The sequence below is a fragment of the Ectobacillus sp. OTK genome (assembly GCF_059698935.1).
In genome coordinates, this window is the sequence record NZ_AP048547.1 from 237501 (window position 1) to 255000 (window position 17500).

Below are 17500 nucleotides of genomic sequence, written 5' to 3' on the forward strand. Positions count from 1 at the left end.
GGCTTAGTGATCCGGTGGTTCCGCATGGAAGGGCCATCGCTCAACGGATAAAAGCTACCCCGGGGATAACAGGCTTATCTCCCCCAAGAGTCCACATCGACGGGGAGGTTTGGCACCTCGATGTCGGCTCATCGCATCCTGGGGCTGTAGTCGGTCCCAAGGGTTGGGCTGTTCGCCCATTAAAGCGGTACGCGAGCTGGGTTCAGAACGTCGTGAGACAGTTCGGTCCCTATCCGTCGCGGGCGCAGGAAATTTGAGAGGAGCTGTCCTTAGTACGAGAGGACCGGGATGGACGCACCGCTGGTGTACCAGTTGTTCTGCCAAGGGCATCGCTGGGTAGCTATGTGCGGACGGGATAAGTGCTGAAAGCATCTAAGCATGAAGCCCCCCTCAAGATGAGATTTCCCATAGCGTCAAGCTAGTAAGATCCCTGAAAGATGATCAGGTTGATAGGTCTGAGGTGTAAGCGTGGCGACACGTGCAGCTGACAGATACTAATCGATCGAGGGCTTAATCATAATTACACAGCACAGCATGTTATCTAGTTTTGAGGGAATATCCTTCAAACAAAATAGGTCTAGTGATGATGGCGAAGAGGTCACACCCGTTCCCATACCGAACACGGAAGTTAAGCTCTTCAGCGCCGATGGTAGTTGGGGGTTTCCCCCTGTGAGAGTAGGACGTCGCTAGGCCTTTTTTATTTTTTAACGTCGCGGGGTGGAGCAGTCTGGTAGCTCGTCGGGCTCATAACCCGAAGGTCGCAGGTTCAAATCCTGTCCCCGCAACCAATCTATGTGTAGATGAATAAACGGTTCCGTGGTGTAGTGGTTAACATGCCTGCCTGTCACGCAGGAGATCGCGGGTTCGATCCCCGTCGGGACCGCCACTTTTCGTAAACGAAACAAGGAGTTTCGTGTTTTTTTATGTTTAGATCTGTAACGTACATATTTTGCCTTACATCCTTGGGAGCTGATCCTAAGGATTTTTTTATAGATTTTTTATTTTGAAAAAATAGTATAATGAGAAGCGGGAATTTATCTTTTCGTTCCTCAAGCTGCTCAAATGCGGCAGAAGGGATATACTATAGAAATAAGAAACAAGGCTGGTGAAGCAGTTGAGTGAATATAAGATTAAAACCTCCTCGGCGGAAGACACAATGAAGCTATCGGAAAAGCTTGGAATGCTCGCTGAGGAGCAGGACGTTTTTATTTTAGAAGGAGATTTAGGTGCGGGAAAGACGACCTTCACAAAGGGTCTTGCGAAAGGTCTTGGTGTAAAGCGGGTTGTAAATAGTCCTACATTCAACATTATTAAGGAGTACAAAGGGCGTATTCCTCTCTATCATATGGATGTATATCGATTAGCAGAGAGCGAAGAGGATTTAGGATTTGATGAGTACTTTTACGGGAGCGGTGTGACAGTAGTCGAATGGGCTCACTTGATTCAGCAGTATTTACCTTCCTCCTTGCTTAAAATTAGTTTGTTTCATGAGGGTGATAACAACCGAAGCATTGTGTTGGAGCCGAAGGGAGAACGGTATATTAGATTATGTGAGGAGCTTTTGAAGAATGAAAGTATTAGCAATTGATACATCAAATTATATAATGGGTGTTGCGCTTCTTGATGAACAGGAAATAATAGGCGAAATCATTACAAATGTGAAAAAGAACCATTCTGTACGGCTAATGCCGGCAGTTGAGCAGCTCTTAAAGGAATGTGATACAAAGCCGGGTGACCTCGGGAAAATTGTAGTAGCTGCAGGACCGGGGTCCTATACAGGAGTACGGATTGGGGTGACAGTAGCTAAAACACTGGCATGGTCTCTGCAAATTCCAATTACAGGTGTATCTAGTTTGGAAGTTTTAGCAGCAAACGGTTCTTACTTTGATGGCTATATTTGTCCACTTTTTGATGCAAGAAGACAGCAAATTTATACAGGGCTTTATACATATGAAGGTGCACTCAAATTAAAGGAAGAAGAACGGATTATTCTTATTTCAGAATGGCTTCTCTTGTTAAAGAAGCTAAATCAAAAAATATTATTCATAGGGAATGATTTGTCTATTCATAAGGAGACAATTATAGCTGAGCTAGGGGAGCAGGCTGTATTTGCTTCGATGGCTAAATATAACCCAAGACCAGGTGAGCTGGGCCTTATTGGTTTACAAAAAGAAGCAGAGGAAGTACATGCATTCGTACCAAATTATATTCGTATGGCTGAAGCAGAAGCAAATTGGCTGGCAAATCAAGCAAAATAGGGGAAAAGGGAATGAGTATGTCAATTATATTTCGGGATATGAAACCGGAGGATATTGCACAGGTTGTTGCAATTGAGCAAGCGTCTTTTGCAATTCCATGGACCTTCGAAACATTTGAGCGCGAAATGCTGACAAATGAATATGCGCGGTATACTGTGATAGAGGAAGATGGCGCTATCATTGGCTATTGTGGAATGTGGCTCATTTTAGATGAGTCCCATATTACAAATATCGCGATTCTGCCCGAGTATCGAGGGCGGAATCTAGGAGAAGCATTACTGAATGAAGTGATCAAAAAAGCAAAAAAATTAGGAGCTCGCTCGATGACGCTGGAAGTTCGTGTATCTAATGAGATTGCCCAAAAATTGTACCGTAAATTTGGTTTTTTAAACGGTGGTATTCGCAAACGATATTATACGGATAACTACGAGGATGCTCTTGTAATGTGGGTGAGATTATGACAAAGGCAAATAGTATTATATTGGGAATCGAGACGAGCTGTGATGAGACTGCCGTAGCTGTGGTAAAGAATGGACGTGAGATCTTATCTAATGTGGTGGCCTCTCAAATCGAAAGCCATAAGCGATTTGGAGGGGTAGTGCCAGAGATTGCATCTCGTCATCATGTAGAGCAAATTACAATTGTATTAGAAGAAGCTTTAAAGCAGGCTGATGTAACGCTTCAGGATATTGATGCGATTGCAGTGACAGAGGGCCCGGGGCTTGTTGGGGCGTTATTAATTGGAGTCAATGCAGCAAAAGCAGTTGCATTTGCTCATGGGATCCCTCTAGTGGGTGTCCATCATATTGCGGGGCATATTTATGCGAACCGCCTCATAACTGAGATGAAGTTCCCTTTGCTGTCCCTTGTTGTTTCTGGGGGGCATACAGAGCTTGTGTACATGGATGAGCATGGTTCATTTGAAGTAATTGGGGAAACACGTGATGATGCGGCCGGAGAGGCCTATGATAAGGTTGCAAGAACATTGTCCCTTCCGTATCCAGGCGGCCCCCACATTGATCGCCTAGCACATGAGGGCCAGCCAGTTCTTGATTTGCCGCGTGCTTGGTTGGAATCAGATTCTTATGATTTTAGCTTCAGCGGTTTAAAGTCTGCAGTTATTAACGCAGTTCATAATGCGAAGCAAAGAGGAGAGGTCATTGCTCCCGAAGATTTAGCGGCAAGCTTTCAAGACAGTGTAATTGATGTGCTTGTTACAAAAACAGTAAAGGCGGCTGCAGAATATAGAGTAAAGCAGGTATTGCTCGCAGGAGGTGTAGCTGCAAATAAAGGTCTGCGAAATCGCCTGCAGGAGGCATTTGCACCAATGCAGGACATAGAGCTGGTGATTCCGCCGTTGTCGCTTTGTACTGATAATGCCGCTATGATTGCAGCAGCAGGCACTATTTTGTACAATCAGGGCAAGCGGGCTAATTTAGCTTTAAATGCAAACCCGGGATTAGACCTCGAAAGCTAGGTCATGCACAGGGATCCCTTTTTTGTTGTGGATAAATGTAAGAGAGATGTTATTAACTATTATTCATTTGTGTAAAATCTGTTGATAAGTACCTGTTTGGTTGTTGATAATGTGGATAAGTTAATAGAATTGAGTAGATTTGTGGATAATAAAAAAGTCAGTGCAACACTGACTTTTTTATTATGAGCAGGAAATTCCCGCTTACGGTATGATACTCCGTTGCCCAAGTTTGGCCTTTATCCTTGAAGCTCTTCCCACTGTGTCATGGCAATCTCAAGCTGCTCCTGCAGGGCTTGCTTCTCTGAATTGATTTGCTGGACTTGCTCATAGTCTTGAAACACTTCGGGAAGGCAGAGCTTTTCTTCTAATGCTGCAATTTGCTCCTCCCACTGCATAATACGCTCCTCAAGCTCCTCAATTTTCCGAATTCGTTGTCGCTCTAGTTTTTTTCGCTCTTTATCTTCAAGATATGTTCGTTTTTCCGCTGGCTGCTCAGCTTTGGTCGATTGCTTTTGCTCTTCCTGCTGCAATTGTGCCCGTTCTATCATTTCTGCTTTCTTTTGTACGTAATAGTCGTAGTCACCTAAATATTCCTCTGCACCTTCTTTTGACAGCTCAATTACCTTAGTGGCCACACGATTGATAAAATAACGGTCATGGGAAACAAATAAAAGAGTGCCTGGGAAATCAATTAAGGCATTCTCTAATATTTCTTTACTGTTTAAATCTAGATGGTTTGTCGGCTCATCCAAGATTAAGAAGTTTGCTCTTTGCATCATGAGTTTGGCGAGAGCGACGCGAGCCTTTTCGCCGCCGCTTAAGGAAGAGACAGGCTTTAGCACATCATCTCCTGAAAATAAGAAATTCCCGAGAACTGTACGGATTTCTTTTTCTGGCTTTAGCGGGAACTCATCCCATAGCTCATCAAGCACTCGTTTGGAGGATGTCAGGTTTGCTTGCTCCTGGTCATAGTAGCCAATCGTAACATTCGAACCAAAGGAGATCGTTCCTTGCAGCGGCTCCAGCCGTTGGATAACGGATTTTAGAAGCGTAGATTTTCCAATTCCATTTGGCCCGACAAGAGCAATGCTGTCACCACGTGTAATATGCATATGAATGTGCTCGATAATGGCTTCGTTTGTATATCCTATTTTTAAGTCCTTTACCTTTAACACGTCATTTCCGCTTTGTCGTTCAATATCAAAGTGAAAGGAAGCCGACTTTTCATCACCGAGAGGTTTTTCCATTAAATCCATTCGTTCAAGTTGTTTTCGCCTGCTTTGCGCTCGTTTTGTTGTGGAAGCGCGAGCGATATTTCGCTGAATGAAATCCTGTATTTTTGATACTTCCTCTTGCTGCTTCTCATAGCGCTTTATCTCAAGTTCATAGGAGGCGGCTTTTTCTTCTAAATATTTACTGTAGTTGCCCGTATATTTTTTACTCTGTTTATTAGAAATTTCGTATACCTGTGTCACAAGGCGGTCTAAGAAATAGCGATCGTGTGAAACGATTAAGATTGCCCCGGGATAGCCTTGCAAATACTGCTCTAACCATGTAAGCGTCTCAATATCAAGATGGTTTGTCGGCTCGTCCAGAATGAGTAAATCTGGTTTTGTTAATAGCATTTTACCGAGAGCGAGCCGTGTTTTTTGCCCGCCGCTTAAGGTAGAGATGACTGTACCGTGCGTTTCAGCCGGAAAGCCTAGACCGCTCAATATAGAGCGAACATCCGCTTCATATTGGTAGCCGCCTTTTTCCTTATATGTTTGCTGCAACCGGTCATAATCAGAAAGTAGTTTTTGGTAGCGCGTTTCATTCGTGAATACTTCTTCGCGCCCCATCTCTTGCTCTAGACGGCGGAGTTCCCTCTCAGCTGCCTGCAGTTCGGCGAATACAGTAATCATTTCCTCCCAAATTGTTAAAGAGGTTTCTAATCCGGTATTCTGAGCTAAATACCCCATTGTTACGTCCTTTGGCTTGATAATCTCTCCTCCGTCATACGACAGTTCGCCGGCAATGATTTTTAAAAGCGTCGATTTACCTGCGCCGTTGCGGCCGACAAGTGCAACGCGGTCACGTGTTTGTACCTCTAGCTTTATATTAGATAAAATCACATCAGCGCCATACTGTTTTATTAATCCGTTCACTTGTAGTAGTATCAATGCAATCACCTCTAGTTCCGTCTCTTTTACATGAAACTTATGTTTTTCAATATAACTAAAAATAGTGTATAGTTTAAATTGAGTGACATAGTCCATCTCTATTATACAAAGAAAACTTTAGATGAATAAACTTCTACAAATTTATTCTAATAACATATAAAATGGAATAGGGAGAAGGAGGGGAATTCTATGGAGCAACCGAAGATTCCGCAGGCAACTGCGAAACGATTACCTTTATACTACAGGTTTATTAAAAATTTATCGCTTTCCGGTAAACAACGTGTTTCATCAGCTGAACTCAGTGAGGCAGTAAAGGTAGATTCCGCTACGATTCGAAGAGATTTTTCCTATTTTGGTGCATTGGGAAAAAAAGGATACGGTTATAATGTAAATTATCTTTTATCATTTTTTAGTCAAACACTTGATCAGGATGATTTAATTGGTGTTATTTTAATTGGAGTCGGGAATTTAGGAACCGCTTTCTTGAATTATAATTTCACAAAGAATAACAATACAAGGATTGAAATGGCATTTGATGTAGATGCAGGTAAAATCGGAACAACCATTGCAGGTATTCCTGTTTATCATCTAGATGAACTAGAAGAGAGACTTACGGATGATATAAAGGTAGCTATTTTAACGGTGCCTTCTCATGTGGCGCAGTCAGTAACAGACCGATTGTCGAAGACCGGGATAGAAGGAATACTGAACTTTACGCCGGCTCGGATTGATGTTCCGGAGCATATTCGTATTCACCATATTGATTTGGCTGTGGAATTGCAGACGCTTGTCTATTTCTTAAAGCATTATCCAAAATAAAAAACGCGGCAGCTTTCCCGCGTTTTTTATTTTTTAGGCGTTTTTAGCTTTCGCAGCCTGATATTCAAAAGGATGAGCCTTAAGGCCAATCCAAAATCAAATGTTGCCATAACAATTAAAAGCAGAGTATAGAAGTTCCAAATAGTATTCTCGACACTTGTCACAGCTAAGTATGTGAAAACAGAGCCGAGAACAAAGTATAGTGTGGCCATAAACAATGGTGAGCTTCGCATATTTAAAATCCTCCGATAAATACTTGCAGTTTTTCAGCTTTCTGCATCATTCGCTCTAGGTCGTCCTTAAATACAAGATTTACAAGTACAACAAAGGTATTCATCATAACATGAGCTGTGATAGGAACGATAATTCTTCTGGTTTGTACATATAGAAAGGCGAAAACAAGCCCCATCGACATGTAAATGAGCAGATGGGAGAAATCCAGATGGACTGCAGCAAAAATCAAGGAGCTAATAATAGCCGCAATCAAAAAGTTATATCGTTTATAGAGTGTGCCAAACAAAATCTTTCTAAAAACAATTTCCTCGAGTACCGGTGCCAAAACGGATGTTACAAGAATGAACCAGGGTGTGGCGGCTGCAATTTCGATGAGCTGCTCTGTATTTTCGGAACCGGGTTCAATGCCAAGTACCTTCATTTCAATCGTTCCTGCAATAGTTTGGGCGAAGAAGGCGAGAAAGACCCCTGTTATCATCCATCCGACTGTTGCGGCTGCATTTGATTTCCGGCCATTTATACTAGTATGCAACTGGTCCTTTCGCAAAAGCCATAGAATAATGAGCAAGGCCGTAAAAAAGCTGATAATAGCCCAATGTCCGGAAGCAATCTGGAGTTTTGCCCCGCGTTCATATTGATCGTACCATCCTGTTTTAAGAAGGAGCGGTAGTCCGATTGCGCCGGATAGCTGCATTGCAATATATGTAACAATGATCCAGCCGTAGCGTTTATTCAAATCACATAACCCCTTTTTGCTATAAATTTTCATTTGTAAAAAGGAAAACAGAGCTTTGTATCGAAAACAACTTATGGTATGTGTCTCATTGTAACATAGAATATGCCCGGAAAACGAAGGGAATGTTTTCGAGTTGATTGGATATACTGAGTGAGGGCTAGAGACAAGCAAAACAATGGCTTTTTTCACAAAATTTGTGAGTTTTTTGCTTGCAAAAGAAAAATGGATTCATTATTATAATAAGTGTGTTAGCACTCGTTGCTTTCGAGTGCTAATAAAAACTTATATATACTTATTGAGGAGGTTATTTTCATGCTAAAGCCATTAGGTGATCGCGTTGTAATTGAACTCGTTGAAGCAGAAGAAAAAACTGCAAGCGGTATCGTTTTACCGGGTACTGCACAAGAAAAGCCGCAAGAAGGTAAGATTGTGGCAGTGGGTACAGGGCGTGTTCTTGAAAATGGTGATCGCGTAGCTTTAGAAGTAGCTGTAGGCGATCGTATTATCTTCTCAAAATACGCTGGCACTGAAGTGAAATACGAAGGTGCAGAATACTTAATTTTGCGTGAGAGCGACATTTTAGCAGTAATCGGCTAATCCTATACGTTTTACAAACATTATTAGGGAGGTTAAAAATATGGCAAAAGATATTAAGTTTAGTGAAGATGCTCGTCGTGCGATGCTTCGCGGTGTAGATACTCTTGCAAATGCGGTAAAAGTTACGCTTGGACCAAAAGGACGCAACGTTGTATTGGAGAAGAAATTCGGTTCTCCATTAATCACAAATGACGGCGTGACAATCGCAAAGGAAATCGAACTAGAAGATGCATTTGAAAACATGGGTGCAAAGCTTGTTGCTGAAGTAGCTAGCAAAACAAACGATGTAGCTGGTGACGGTACGACAACTGCAACAGTGCTTGCACAAGCTATGATCCGTGAGGGATTGAAGAACGTAACAGCTGGTGCAAACCCAATGGGTCTTCGCAAAGGAATTGAAAAAGCTGTTGCAACTGCAGTTGAAGAATTAAAATCGATTTCTAAGCCGATTGAAGGCAAATCTTCCATTGCACAAGTAGCTGCGATTTCTGCTGCGGACGAAGAAGTAGGACAATTGATTGCTGAAGCAATGGAGCGTGTAGGCAATGACGGCGTTATTACATTAGAAGAATCCAAAGGCTTCACAACAGAGCTAGATGTAGTAGAAGGTATGCAATTCGATCGTGGATACGCTTCTCCTTACATGATTACAGACTCTGAGAAAATGGAAGCTGTTTTAGAGAATCCATACATCCTAATTACAGATAAGAAAATCGCTAGCATTCAAGAAATTCTTCCTGTATTAGAGCAAGTAGTACAACAAGGTCGTCCTTTGCTTCTAATCGCTGAAGATGTAGAAGGTGAAGCGTTAGCTACATTAGTAGTAAATAAGCTTCGTGGAACGTTCACAGCAGTAGCTGTTAAGGCTCCTGGCTTCGGTGACCGTCGTAAAGCAATGCTAGAGGACATCGCAATCCTAACAGGCGGCGAAGTAATCACGGAAGAATTAGGCCGTGACTTAAAAACTGCGACAGTTGCATCCTTAGGCCGTGCAGCTAAGGTAGTTGTTACAAAAGAGAACACTACAATTGTTGAAGGTGCGGGAAGCCAAGAGGCGATCGAAGCGCGTATCAACCAAATCCGTGCGCAGTATGAAGAGTCTACTTCTGAATTTGATCGTGAGAAACTACAAGAGCGTCTTGCTAAGCTAGCAGGCGGTGTAGCAGTAATTAAAGTTGGTGCGGCTACAGAAACAGAACTAAAAGAACGCAAACTTCGCATTGAAGATGCTTTGAACTCTACGCGTGCAGCAGTAGAAGAAGGTATCGTAGCAGGCGGTGGTACTGCGTTAATGAACGTATACAGCAAGGTTGCTGCGATTTCTGCAACTGGCGATGAAGCTACAGGTGTAAACATCGTTCTTCGTGCATTAGAAGAGCCTGTACGTCAAATCGCAATCAATGCAGGCCTAGAAGGATCTGTAGTAGTAGAGCGCTTAAAGCATGCAGCGGCAGGAACAGGCTTTAACGCAGCTACTGGCGAATGGGTAAACATGATCGAGTCTGGTATCGTTGACCCTACGAAAGTAACTCGTTCCGCTCTTCAAAACGCAGCATCTGTAGCGGCTATGTTCTTAACAACAGAAGCTGTTGTGGCTGACAAGCCAGAAGAAAAAGGCGCTGGTGCTGGAATGCCTGACATGGGCGGCATGGGCATGGGCGGCATGATGTAATCAGCTCTCAAATTAAGAACTGGTCGTGCTAAAAATTAATTTGTAAAACGGAGACTACTTCCTAAAAAGGGGGTAGTCTTTTTTGTTGTTGGAATTTGCGTATCAAGACTTTGATGACAGGCGCCTTAAAAACACGACTAAAACGAATATCAAAAATTATGAAATCATACTAAGTGTGCATAGAATTCTGCATATGCCGTGGACAGAAGCAATGAGAAAATTCTTGCCCCGCAAGGATATAGGACAAACACACAGGCAAAAAAAACTTACTCTGCATTAGATATATTAAACTAATAAATAAAGGAGTTTGATTGCTCTTGTCCTGTAAAAAAAATAAGAAACATTTCAATCCATGCGCATTTCCTGTTCCTGTTCCTGTTCCATTTCCAGGCCCTCCAGGCCCTCCAGGCCCCCCAGGCCCTCCAGGCCCTCCAGCAGAAGTGTGCTGCCCGTGTACGAACCTGCTAGTGGAACCAGGATTTGATTTCTCGCCACTGGGAGGTCCACCAATAGGGTGGAATTCAGCAAAAGCCACTGTAGTCGACGGTGTTGCTGCCAACCAATCCCATAGCGGACGTTTTCTTCCAACTGGGGTACTTGTTACCCAAGCTGTCAGCATTTTAGGTTTAGATGAAACTGGCCCAGGATATATAAATCAGTCAGTCCCGGTTTCCGAAGGCTGTTGCTACACGCTTACCTTCGAAGCGGATATCAGGAATGGAGGAAGATTGGCTGCCTCCGTTTCTTTCCCGGATACTGGCCAGCCATGTCTTCCTCTAATTACAACTGCCACTCTAGGAACACCTGCTAATCCTCTTGTTGCATTCGATATTCCACACATTGCAACACAATTTCCTCAACCACAAAGCGGCTTCACGCATTACACTCTTGTTGTGTGTACACCACCGGGAGCAACGCAGGCATGTATCACTATACAAAACTTTGGTAACCCTGCGCAAGGCGGAGCAGCTTTCGTGGATAATGTGGTGTTTCAAAATACCGGGGGACCATGTACTTCATGTGTACAGAATTATTGATTTATGGGCAGCATGATGTAATTTAACCACTTAATTTTGGGAAATGGTTAAGTACATTTTCCGGCCAAACTGAGAACTGGTTACGTAAATGACTTTTTTCTCAAGAATAGACTACTTCCTAAAACCAAGGAGGTAGTCTTTTTTATGTTGTTGAAGTTTGCTTTTCAAGATTTCTTAGACGATAGGCGTTTTCAAAATACGACAGAGAAAAACATTAGGAATTACAAAACGCTATTGGGTGAATTTGTGAACTATTGTGTGGAAAAATGAGATTGTAAACGTCGAAGACATAACCTACGTTAATATTTTCTAGAATGCCAGGAAAGAGGAAATAAGGAGGGTACAATCAACGCGACGCGGCAGGTTCGTTTAATTAGAATTGTAAAAAATATAGCCCCTCTCTTACAACTGAAGTTAGGAGCTGCTGTTATTTTGAAACCTAATAAAAAGATTAGTAATCCATTTTGAAACTAACATGATTGTCATATATCCAATAAACAAATGAAAATAATTTGCTCCTCTAGAGAATTCGAACAATCCAAGTGTTGTTAATAAAGGTTTAAAAAGAAATGCAAAAAATGCACTTAATAATGTGAAATAGAGATAATAATTTTTATTATTCTTAAGTACCCACTGATATACCAATATATAAATTACTGGTACCAATGAAACATCTAAAGAAAAACTATAAGGAAAAATATGTATTGCTCTATAGGGGTATCCCCAAAAACCAAAAATTACTCCTGGTAAATCTATATATGTAAACCATACATGAACATTCTTATTGGCTTGGTCTTTAATCTTAACAACAGAAGCTGTTGTGGCTGACAAGCCAGAAGAAAAAGGCGCTGGTGCTGGAATGCCTAACATGGGCGGTATGATGTAATAAACATCATCAGCCTCCCTGCGAGGACTTTCTTAATTTTGAAAGGAATTATATGAATAAAGCGCTCTCAGAACCCTCCTTTCTTAAAAGGTAAACATTGTCATATAAAAAATGAAGAAATGTTAGGGAAAAGCCCGAAATCTCTCTCGAATTCTGCTAGTTCTCTCTTGACCGTGCTTGTATTTCGTTGTTACAATCGAAAAGGACATAAAAGCACCTTCATATATCCTTGGCAATATGGGCCGAGAGTCTCTACCGGGTTACCGTAACATAACTCGACTATGAAGGCAGGTATTCTACTTTTTTAAAGAACGGGTTTATCCTTTAGAAAAGCTGGAATTCTGCCTTTTCTCATTTTGGGGGCGGAATTTCGGCTTTTTTTATACTTTAGGAAAATATACATTTCCAGTTAGGAAGTAATTCAAGGCAGCGGGAAATGTTAAGTATAAAGTATAAGTGCAGCTAGGCTCTCGCTAGTCTTTACAAGGCTAGGCATTAGCTGGTTTTTCCTTATTTTTTGTAAAACTGCTTAGGCAGAATAAACGTTGAGGTGATGAATTTGAGTAAACAGCATGATTTCATCGTAGTATTAGATTTCGGAAGTCAATATAATCAATTAATTGCGCGACGTATTCGTGAATTTGGTGTATACAGCGAGCTTCATCCGCATACGTTGACTGCTGAAGAAATTAAGAAAATGAATCCAAAGGGAATCATTTTCTCCGGTGGTCCGAACAGCGTGTATGGTGACCAAGCTTTCCATTGTGATGAAGAGATTTTTGAACTTGGCTTACCTATTTTAGGTGTTTGCTACGGCATGCAATTGATGACAAAGCACTTGGGCGGTAAGGTAGAGCGTGCAGAGCACCGTGAGTACGGAAAAGCTGTTTTAGAAGTAAAGAATGAATCTAAGCTTTACGGCAACCTTCCTGGTGAGCAGGTTGTTTGGATGAGTCACGGAGATTTAGTAACGGGCTTGCCAGAAGGTTTTGTTGTTGATGCAACGAGTGCATCCTGCCCGATTGCTGCAATGAGCAACGAAGCGCGCGGATTTTATGGTGTACAGTTCCACCCGGAGGTGCGCCATTCTGAATATGGTAATGATCTGCTGAAAAACTTCGTATTTGATGTTTGCGGCTGCAGTGAAGGCTGGAACATGGGGAACTTTATTGAAACAGAATTGCAAAAAATTCGTGAGACAGTGGGCGACAAAAAGGTACTATGTGCGTTAAGCGGTGGTGTAGACTCTTCTGTTGTAGCGGTACTAATTCATAAAGCGATTGGTGACCAATTAACATGTATCTTCGTAGACCACGGCTTGCTTCGTAAAGGAGAAGCTGAGGGCGTAATGAAGACGTTCAGCGAAGGCTTCCATATGAACGTAATTAAAGTGGATGCACAGGAACGCTTTTTAAGCAAGCTAGCAGGGGTTACAGATCCAGAACAAAAACGAAAAATTATCGGGAATGAATTTATCTATGTCTTCGACGATGAAGCATCCAAACTGGAAGGTATGGATTTCTTGGCACAAGGAACGTTGTATACAGATATTATTGAGAGCGGAACGGCAACTGCGCAAACGATTAAATCTCACCACAATGTAGGCGGTCTTCCTGAAGACATGCAATTTAAATTAATCGAGCCATTAAAGACTCTATTTAAGGATGAGGTACGTGCGCTTGGTACAGAGCTTGGTATTCCAGATGAAATTGTATGGCGCCAACCATTCCCAGGTCCTGGTTTAGGGATTCGTGTATTAGGTGAAGTAACAGCTGAAAAATTAGAAATTGTTCGGGAATCCGATGCAATTTTACGCGAAGAAATTAAGAAGGCTGGACTTGAACGCGAGGTGTGGCAGTATTTCACAGCGTTGCCTGGTATGAGAAGTGTAGGGGTAATGGGAGACGAAAGAACATATGACTATACGGTAGGGATTCGCGCTGTTACATCTATTGATGGAATGACTGCTGACTGGGCTCGTATTCCTTGGGATGTATTAGAGAAAATTTCTGTACGGATTGTAAATGAGGTTAAGCATGTAAATCGTATCGTGTATGATATTACAAGTAAACCGCCGGCAACAATTGAATGGGAATAAATTCCGAACGAAAACGAACATTTTATTAAAAATGTTCGTTTTTTTATTGACAACTATATATACTGAAAGTAAAATAAAAGGGTAATTATTCATATGTAAAAGCCATCGTATAATATTGGGGATATGGCCCAAAAGTTTCTACCTAGCCACCGTAAATGGCTAGACTACGAGGTGCTGGGGCGAAGTTTTTTGATTTCGTCCTCGACGCCTCCATCTAGATGGAGGCGTTTTTTGTTGGCCCTTTTTAGGGAATAATACAAAAAACATCTTGTAATGGAGGAGAAGTAATGAAGCGCTATTTTCAATTTGAGGAGCTTGGCACAAATTATAAAAAGGAATTTGTTGCCGGCCTAACAACATTCTTATCGATGGCTTACATCTTGTTCGTAAACCCTGCTACTCTATCCTTGAGCAGCATTCCGGATCTTCCGGCGGGAGTAGGGATGGATCCAGGAGCTGTATTCGTAGCAACAGCATTAGCTGCAGCTGTAGGTTCCTTAATCATGGGTATTTTTGCTCGTTATCCAATTGCTTTAGCTCCTGGTATGGGGATTAACGCATTTTTTGCTTATACAGTTATTTTAACAATGGGAATTCCTTGGCAGACTGCTATTGCAGGTACGCTAGTTTCCGGTCTTGTATTTATCGTATTAACAGCTACAGGTCTCCGAGAAAAAATAATTGATGCGATTCCTATTGAATTAAAGCACGCAGTTGCTGCGGGTATTGGACTATTTATTGCGTTTATCGGATTTCAAAATGCAGGTATTATTATTAATAACGATGCAACACTTGTAGGTTTAGGTGATTTTACAAAGGGCTCTACTTTGCTTGCAATTTTTGGTGTGTTTGTAACGGTTATGCTGATGACAAGAAAAATTAACGGTGCTGTATTCTACGGTATGGTTATCACAGCTGCTGTCGGTGTGGCAACAGGTTTAATTGATGCTCCTAAACAGGTGATTGGAGCAGTTCCAAGCATTGCACCAACATTTGGTGTAGCATTAGAGCATATCGGTGATATTTTCACTGCAAAAATGATTTTAGTTGTTTTAACATTCTTCTTTATTGATTTCTTTGATACAGCAGGGACGCTGGTCGCAGTAGCGAATCAAGCGGGTTTGATGAAAGATAATAAGCTGCCTCGTGCTGGTAAAGCGATGTTTGCAGACGCAGCTGCAACAACAATTGGAGCGGTATTTGGTACGTCGACAACAACAGCTTACATTGAATCCTCTGCAGGGGTAGCATCTGGTGGACGTTCAGGATTTACAGCAGTTGTAACAGCGGGCTTCTTCCTGCTGGCACTTCTGTTTTCACCATTGCTTAGCGTTGTTACTGCATCAGTAACTGCTCCAGCTCTTATTATTGTCGGTATTCTTATGGTATCTTCTTTAGGCGAAATTGACTGGAAGAAATTCGAAGTTGCAGTTCCTTCGTTTTTCACATTGATTGCAATGCCTCTTACTTATAGCATTGCGACAGGTATTGCGGTTGGCTTTATTTTCTACCCAATTACAATGGTTGTAAAAGGACGTGGAAGAGAAGTTCATCCAATTATGTATGTAATGGCAGTTCTGTTTGTTCTATATTTTATCTTTGTGCGTGAATAATGAAAGAAAGGTGATGCCAAAATTCGGCATCGCCTTTCTTTATCTATAAGTGATAGCTTGTTTTCCATACTGCTCCCACCCGCGAATAAAGGCGCCAATAGGGACTCTTCTGTTTTTAATGCCTGCCAGAGGATCGTTGAAATAAACATACTGGTTATCATAACCAGTTAGAAGGACGCTATGCTCTTTATAAGTGATAGACACTGGCCCCTGCGGTGTTTGCCATGTTCGCCAGTATCGCTCTGGCACCCGGTCAAAAGTACTTGTTGAAATGACCCATACTGGCTTTTGTTGTCCAAGGTGGAATAGAACAGTTTCGAATGAAGAGCCGGTTATATTGATAGCTTGACCCTGTAAATATCGATTAGCTAATTCATATACAGGCCCATGAAATACACCAAAACCAGGACGGGACATAGTGGTCATGCTCCCAACAAAGCCTTTGTTGGGGTTTCCAAAATAAACTGTTTGTCCTACTCTTCTATATGGAGTAGGATCTTTTTTTATTTCCTTTGCCAATGTTAATTTATTTACATTAATCCCTTTGTAGCGTAGCAGCATAGCTAAGCTGGTTACTTCGCATCCTCTTGGTAACTCCGGCATTTGTGAGATAAGCGGAACATCCAATAAAACGGAAGAAGGATGGGAAAGCGAAGGAACGGCTTCAACCTGTGTTTGTCTATCTAGCAAAAGCGACCAAATATTCATTTGTTTTGGCGGTTCCTGAGAAGAAGCTAATGGACACGCAGGCTTGCACATAAGAGTAATGCATAAAGCCAAAATAACAATCCATCCTTTATATAAATTCAATAATATTTCACCTCAGTCATTATTGGTTTTCACGACATTAGTTTTTGTGTAAAAGGTATGTTTCTCTCGGATTAGGAAGTAGTGTTTTGTCCCCGTGTTTACCAGGTTTATCAACGTATATAGGGAACAGCAACTGTAAGTCATTCTTTGTTTAGGAATGCTTGTATAAGTTTTTTTAGAAAAGTTATTGACGAATGGCATATAAAAGAGTATTATAAAAAACGTCGCTTCTGACAAAATAAATCAAAAAACAAAAGGTTGTTGACATGTTTTTTGAAGTATGATAAATTACTGTAGGCGCGTCAAGTGACAATAAGTTCTTTGAAAACTGAACAAAACACAAAACGTCAATTTTTATTTATGAAGCTAGACAAACACTTTTATGGAGAGTTTGATCCTGGCTCAGGATGAACGCTGGCGGCGTGCCTAATACATGCAAGTCGAGCGAGGTTCTTCGGAACCTAGCGGCGGACGGGTGAGTAACACGTGGGTAACCTGCCTGTAAGACTGGGATAACTTCGGGAAACCGAAGCTAATACCGGATACTTTTTCGCATCGCATGATGTGAAATGGAAAGGCGGCCTTTGGCTGCCACTTACAGATGGACCCGCGGCGCATTAGCTAGTTGGTGAGGTAACGGCTCACCAAGGCGACGATGCGTAGCCGACCTGAGAGGGTGATCGGCCACACTGGGACTGAGACACGGCCCAGACTCCTACGGGAGGCAGCAGTAGGGAATCTTCGGCAATGGGCGAAAGCCTGACCGAGCAACGCCGCGTGAGCGATGAAGGCCTTCGGGTCGTAAAGCTCTGTTGTTAAGGAAGAACAAGTACGAGAGTAACTGCTCGTACCTTGACGGTACTTAACGAGAAAGCCACGGCTAACTACGTGCCAGCAGCCGCGGTAATACGTAGGTGGCGAGCGTTATCCGGAATTATTGGGCGTAAAGCGCGCGCAGGCGGTTTCTTAAGTCTGATGTGAAAGCCCACGGCTCAACCGTGGAGGGTCATTGGAAACTGGGAAACTTGAGTGCAGAAGAGGAAAGCGGAATTCCACGTGTAGCGGTGAAATGCGTAGAGATGTGGAGGAACACCAGTGGCG

15 protein-coding genes, 2 tRNA genes, 3 rRNA genes, 1 pseudogene and 2 riboswitches (2 of these 23 only partly in view) are annotated in these 17500 nt (G+C 42.2%); of the genes and pseudogenes, 16 read left to right on the forward strand and 5 right to left on the reverse strand.

The genetic code is table 11. The features are described 5' to 3' along the window. The 8 genes from AC6HZ4_RS01365 to tsaD form a co-directional block, all read left to right on the forward strand. Positions 1-518 (forward strand): 23S ribosomal RNA (locus AC6HZ4_RS01365); it begins 2408 nt to the left of the window's first position. 58 nt (positions 519-576) lie between these two features. Then, positions 577-692, forward strand: a 5S ribosomal RNA gene (gene rrf, locus AC6HZ4_RS01370). A 19-nt stretch (positions 693-711) separates the two neighbouring features. Then, positions 712-788, forward strand: a tRNA-Met gene (locus AC6HZ4_RS01375). A 22-nt stretch (positions 789-810) separates the two neighbouring features. Further along, a tRNA-Asp gene (locus tag AC6HZ4_RS01380) sits at positions 811-886 on the forward strand. A gap of 270 nt (positions 887-1156) precedes the next feature. Further along, positions 1157-1588 (forward strand): tRNA (adenosine(37)-N6)-threonylcarbamoyltransferase complex ATPase subunit type 1 TsaE, encoded by a 432-nt coding sequence (tsaE, locus tag AC6HZ4_RS01385; RefSeq protein ID WP_497495557.1) that lies wholly within the window; start codon positions 1157-1159, stop codon positions 1586-1588. Continuing rightward, positions 1569-2258: a tRNA (adenosine(37)-N6)-threonylcarbamoyltransferase complex dimerization subunit type 1 TsaB gene (gene tsaB, locus AC6HZ4_RS01390; RefSeq protein WP_497493242.1), complete on the forward strand. Its 690-nt coding sequence runs from the start codon at positions 1569-1571 to the stop codon at positions 2256-2258. The genes tsaE and tsaB overlap by 20 nt, the downstream gene beginning before the upstream one ends. Before the next feature lie 17 nt (positions 2259-2275). Next, on the forward strand, positions 2276-2719 hold the full coding sequence (gene rimI, locus AC6HZ4_RS01395; protein ID WP_497495558.1) for a ribosomal protein S18-alanine N-acetyltransferase: 444 nt from the start codon (positions 2276-2278) through the stop codon (positions 2717-2719). Continuing rightward, positions 2716-3735: a tRNA (adenosine(37)-N6)-threonylcarbamoyltransferase complex transferase subunit TsaD gene (gene tsaD, locus AC6HZ4_RS01400; protein WP_497493243.1), complete on the forward strand. Its 1020-nt coding sequence runs from the start codon at positions 2716-2718 to the stop codon at positions 3733-3735. Before rimI ends, tsaD begins: the two co-directional genes overlap by 4 nt. A 236-nt stretch (positions 3736-3971) precedes the next feature. Here tsaD and AC6HZ4_RS01405 read toward each other — a convergent pair whose 3' ends face one another. After that, positions 3972-5897 (reverse strand): ABC-F family ATP-binding cassette domain-containing protein, encoded by a 1926-nt coding sequence (locus AC6HZ4_RS01405; protein WP_497493244.1) that lies wholly within the window; start codon positions 5895-5897, stop codon positions 3972-3974. Between the two features lie 189 nt (positions 5898-6086). Here AC6HZ4_RS01405 and AC6HZ4_RS01410 point away from each other — a divergent pair, with 189 nt between their 5' ends. Continuing rightward, the gene (locus AC6HZ4_RS01410) at positions 6087-6716 is read left to right on the forward strand and encodes a redox-sensing transcriptional repressor Rex (RefSeq protein ID WP_497493245.1); all 630 of its coding nucleotides are present in this window, start codon (positions 6087-6089) and stop codon (positions 6714-6716) included. Between the two features lie 26 nt (positions 6717-6742). Here the strand turns inward: AC6HZ4_RS01410 and AC6HZ4_RS01415 are convergent, their stop codons facing one another. Further along, positions 6743-6949: a YdiK family protein gene (locus tag AC6HZ4_RS01415; RefSeq protein ID WP_497493246.1), complete on the reverse strand. Its 207-nt coding sequence runs from the start codon at positions 6947-6949 to the stop codon at positions 6743-6745. Between the two features lie 2 nt (positions 6950-6951). Beyond that, the gene (locus AC6HZ4_RS01420; protein ID WP_497493247.1) at positions 6952-7686 is read right to left on the reverse strand and encodes a CPBP family intramembrane glutamic endopeptidase; all 735 of its coding nucleotides are present in this window, start codon (positions 7684-7686) and stop codon (positions 6952-6954) included. A gap of 312 nt (positions 7687-7998) precedes the next feature. Here AC6HZ4_RS01420 and groES point away from each other — a divergent pair, with 312 nt between their 5' ends. The 3 genes from groES to AC6HZ4_RS01435 all read left to right on the forward strand — a co-directional run bounded on the left by groES (position 7999) and on the right by AC6HZ4_RS01435 (position 10992). Continuing rightward, positions 7999-8283 carry a co-chaperone GroES gene (gene groES / locus AC6HZ4_RS01425; protein ID WP_497493248.1) on the forward strand — a complete coding sequence of 95 codons (285 nt, stop codon included), beginning with the start codon at positions 7999-8001 and terminating at the stop codon, positions 8281-8283. Positions 8284-8323: 40 nt separating this feature from the next. Next, the gene (gene groL, locus AC6HZ4_RS01430) at positions 8324-9955 is read left to right on the forward strand and encodes a chaperonin GroEL (protein ID WP_497493250.1); all 1632 of its coding nucleotides are present in this window, start codon (positions 8324-8326) and stop codon (positions 9953-9955) included. A 467-nt stretch (positions 9956-10422) separates the two neighbouring features. Further along, positions 10423-10992, forward strand: a complete 570-nt coding sequence (locus AC6HZ4_RS01435; protein ID WP_497493251.1) for a collagen-like protein — start codon at positions 10423-10425, stop codon at positions 10990-10992. A 414-nt stretch (positions 10993-11406) separates the two neighbouring features. Here the strand turns inward: AC6HZ4_RS01435 and AC6HZ4_RS01440 are convergent, their stop codons facing one another. Next, the gene (locus AC6HZ4_RS01440; RefSeq protein ID WP_497493252.1) at positions 11407-11823 is read right to left on the reverse strand and encodes a CBO0543 family protein; all 417 of its coding nucleotides are present in this window, start codon (positions 11821-11823) and stop codon (positions 11407-11409) included. Between AC6HZ4_RS01440 and AC6HZ4_RS01445 the strand changes: the two are divergent. The 3 genes and pseudogenes from AC6HZ4_RS01445 to AC6HZ4_RS01455 all read left to right on the forward strand — a co-directional run. Next, positions 11786-11878, forward strand: a pseudogene (locus tag AC6HZ4_RS01445) (hypothetical protein); the annotation flags it as partial. The gene AC6HZ4_RS01440 and the pseudogene AC6HZ4_RS01445 overlap by 38 nt on opposite strands. A gap of 199 nt (positions 11879-12077) precedes the next feature. Continuing rightward, positions 12078-12180, forward strand: a riboswitch (purine riboswitch). Between the two features lie 257 nt (positions 12181-12437). Next, positions 12438-13976: a glutamine-hydrolyzing GMP synthase gene (gene guaA, locus AC6HZ4_RS01450; protein WP_497493253.1), complete on the forward strand. Its 1539-nt coding sequence runs from the start codon at positions 12438-12440 to the stop codon at positions 13974-13976. An 85-nt stretch (positions 13977-14061) separates the two neighbouring features. After that, positions 14062-14163: riboswitch (purine riboswitch) on the forward strand. A gap of 100 nt (positions 14164-14263) precedes the next feature. Further along, a complete protein-coding gene (locus AC6HZ4_RS01455) occupies positions 14264-15589 on the forward strand; it encodes an NCS2 family permease (RefSeq protein ID WP_497493254.1) in 1326 nt (441 codons plus the stop codon). 39 nt (positions 15590-15628) lie between these two features. Here the strand turns inward: AC6HZ4_RS01455 and AC6HZ4_RS01460 are convergent, their stop codons facing one another. Further along, a complete protein-coding gene (locus AC6HZ4_RS01460) occupies positions 15629-16399 on the reverse strand; it encodes a C39 family peptidase (protein ID WP_497493255.1) in 771 nt (256 codons plus the stop codon). Between the two features lie 379 nt (positions 16400-16778). Between AC6HZ4_RS01460 and AC6HZ4_RS01465 the strand changes: the two genes are divergently transcribed. Further along, positions 16779-17500 (forward strand): 16S ribosomal RNA (locus AC6HZ4_RS01465) (it continues 817 nt past the right edge of the window).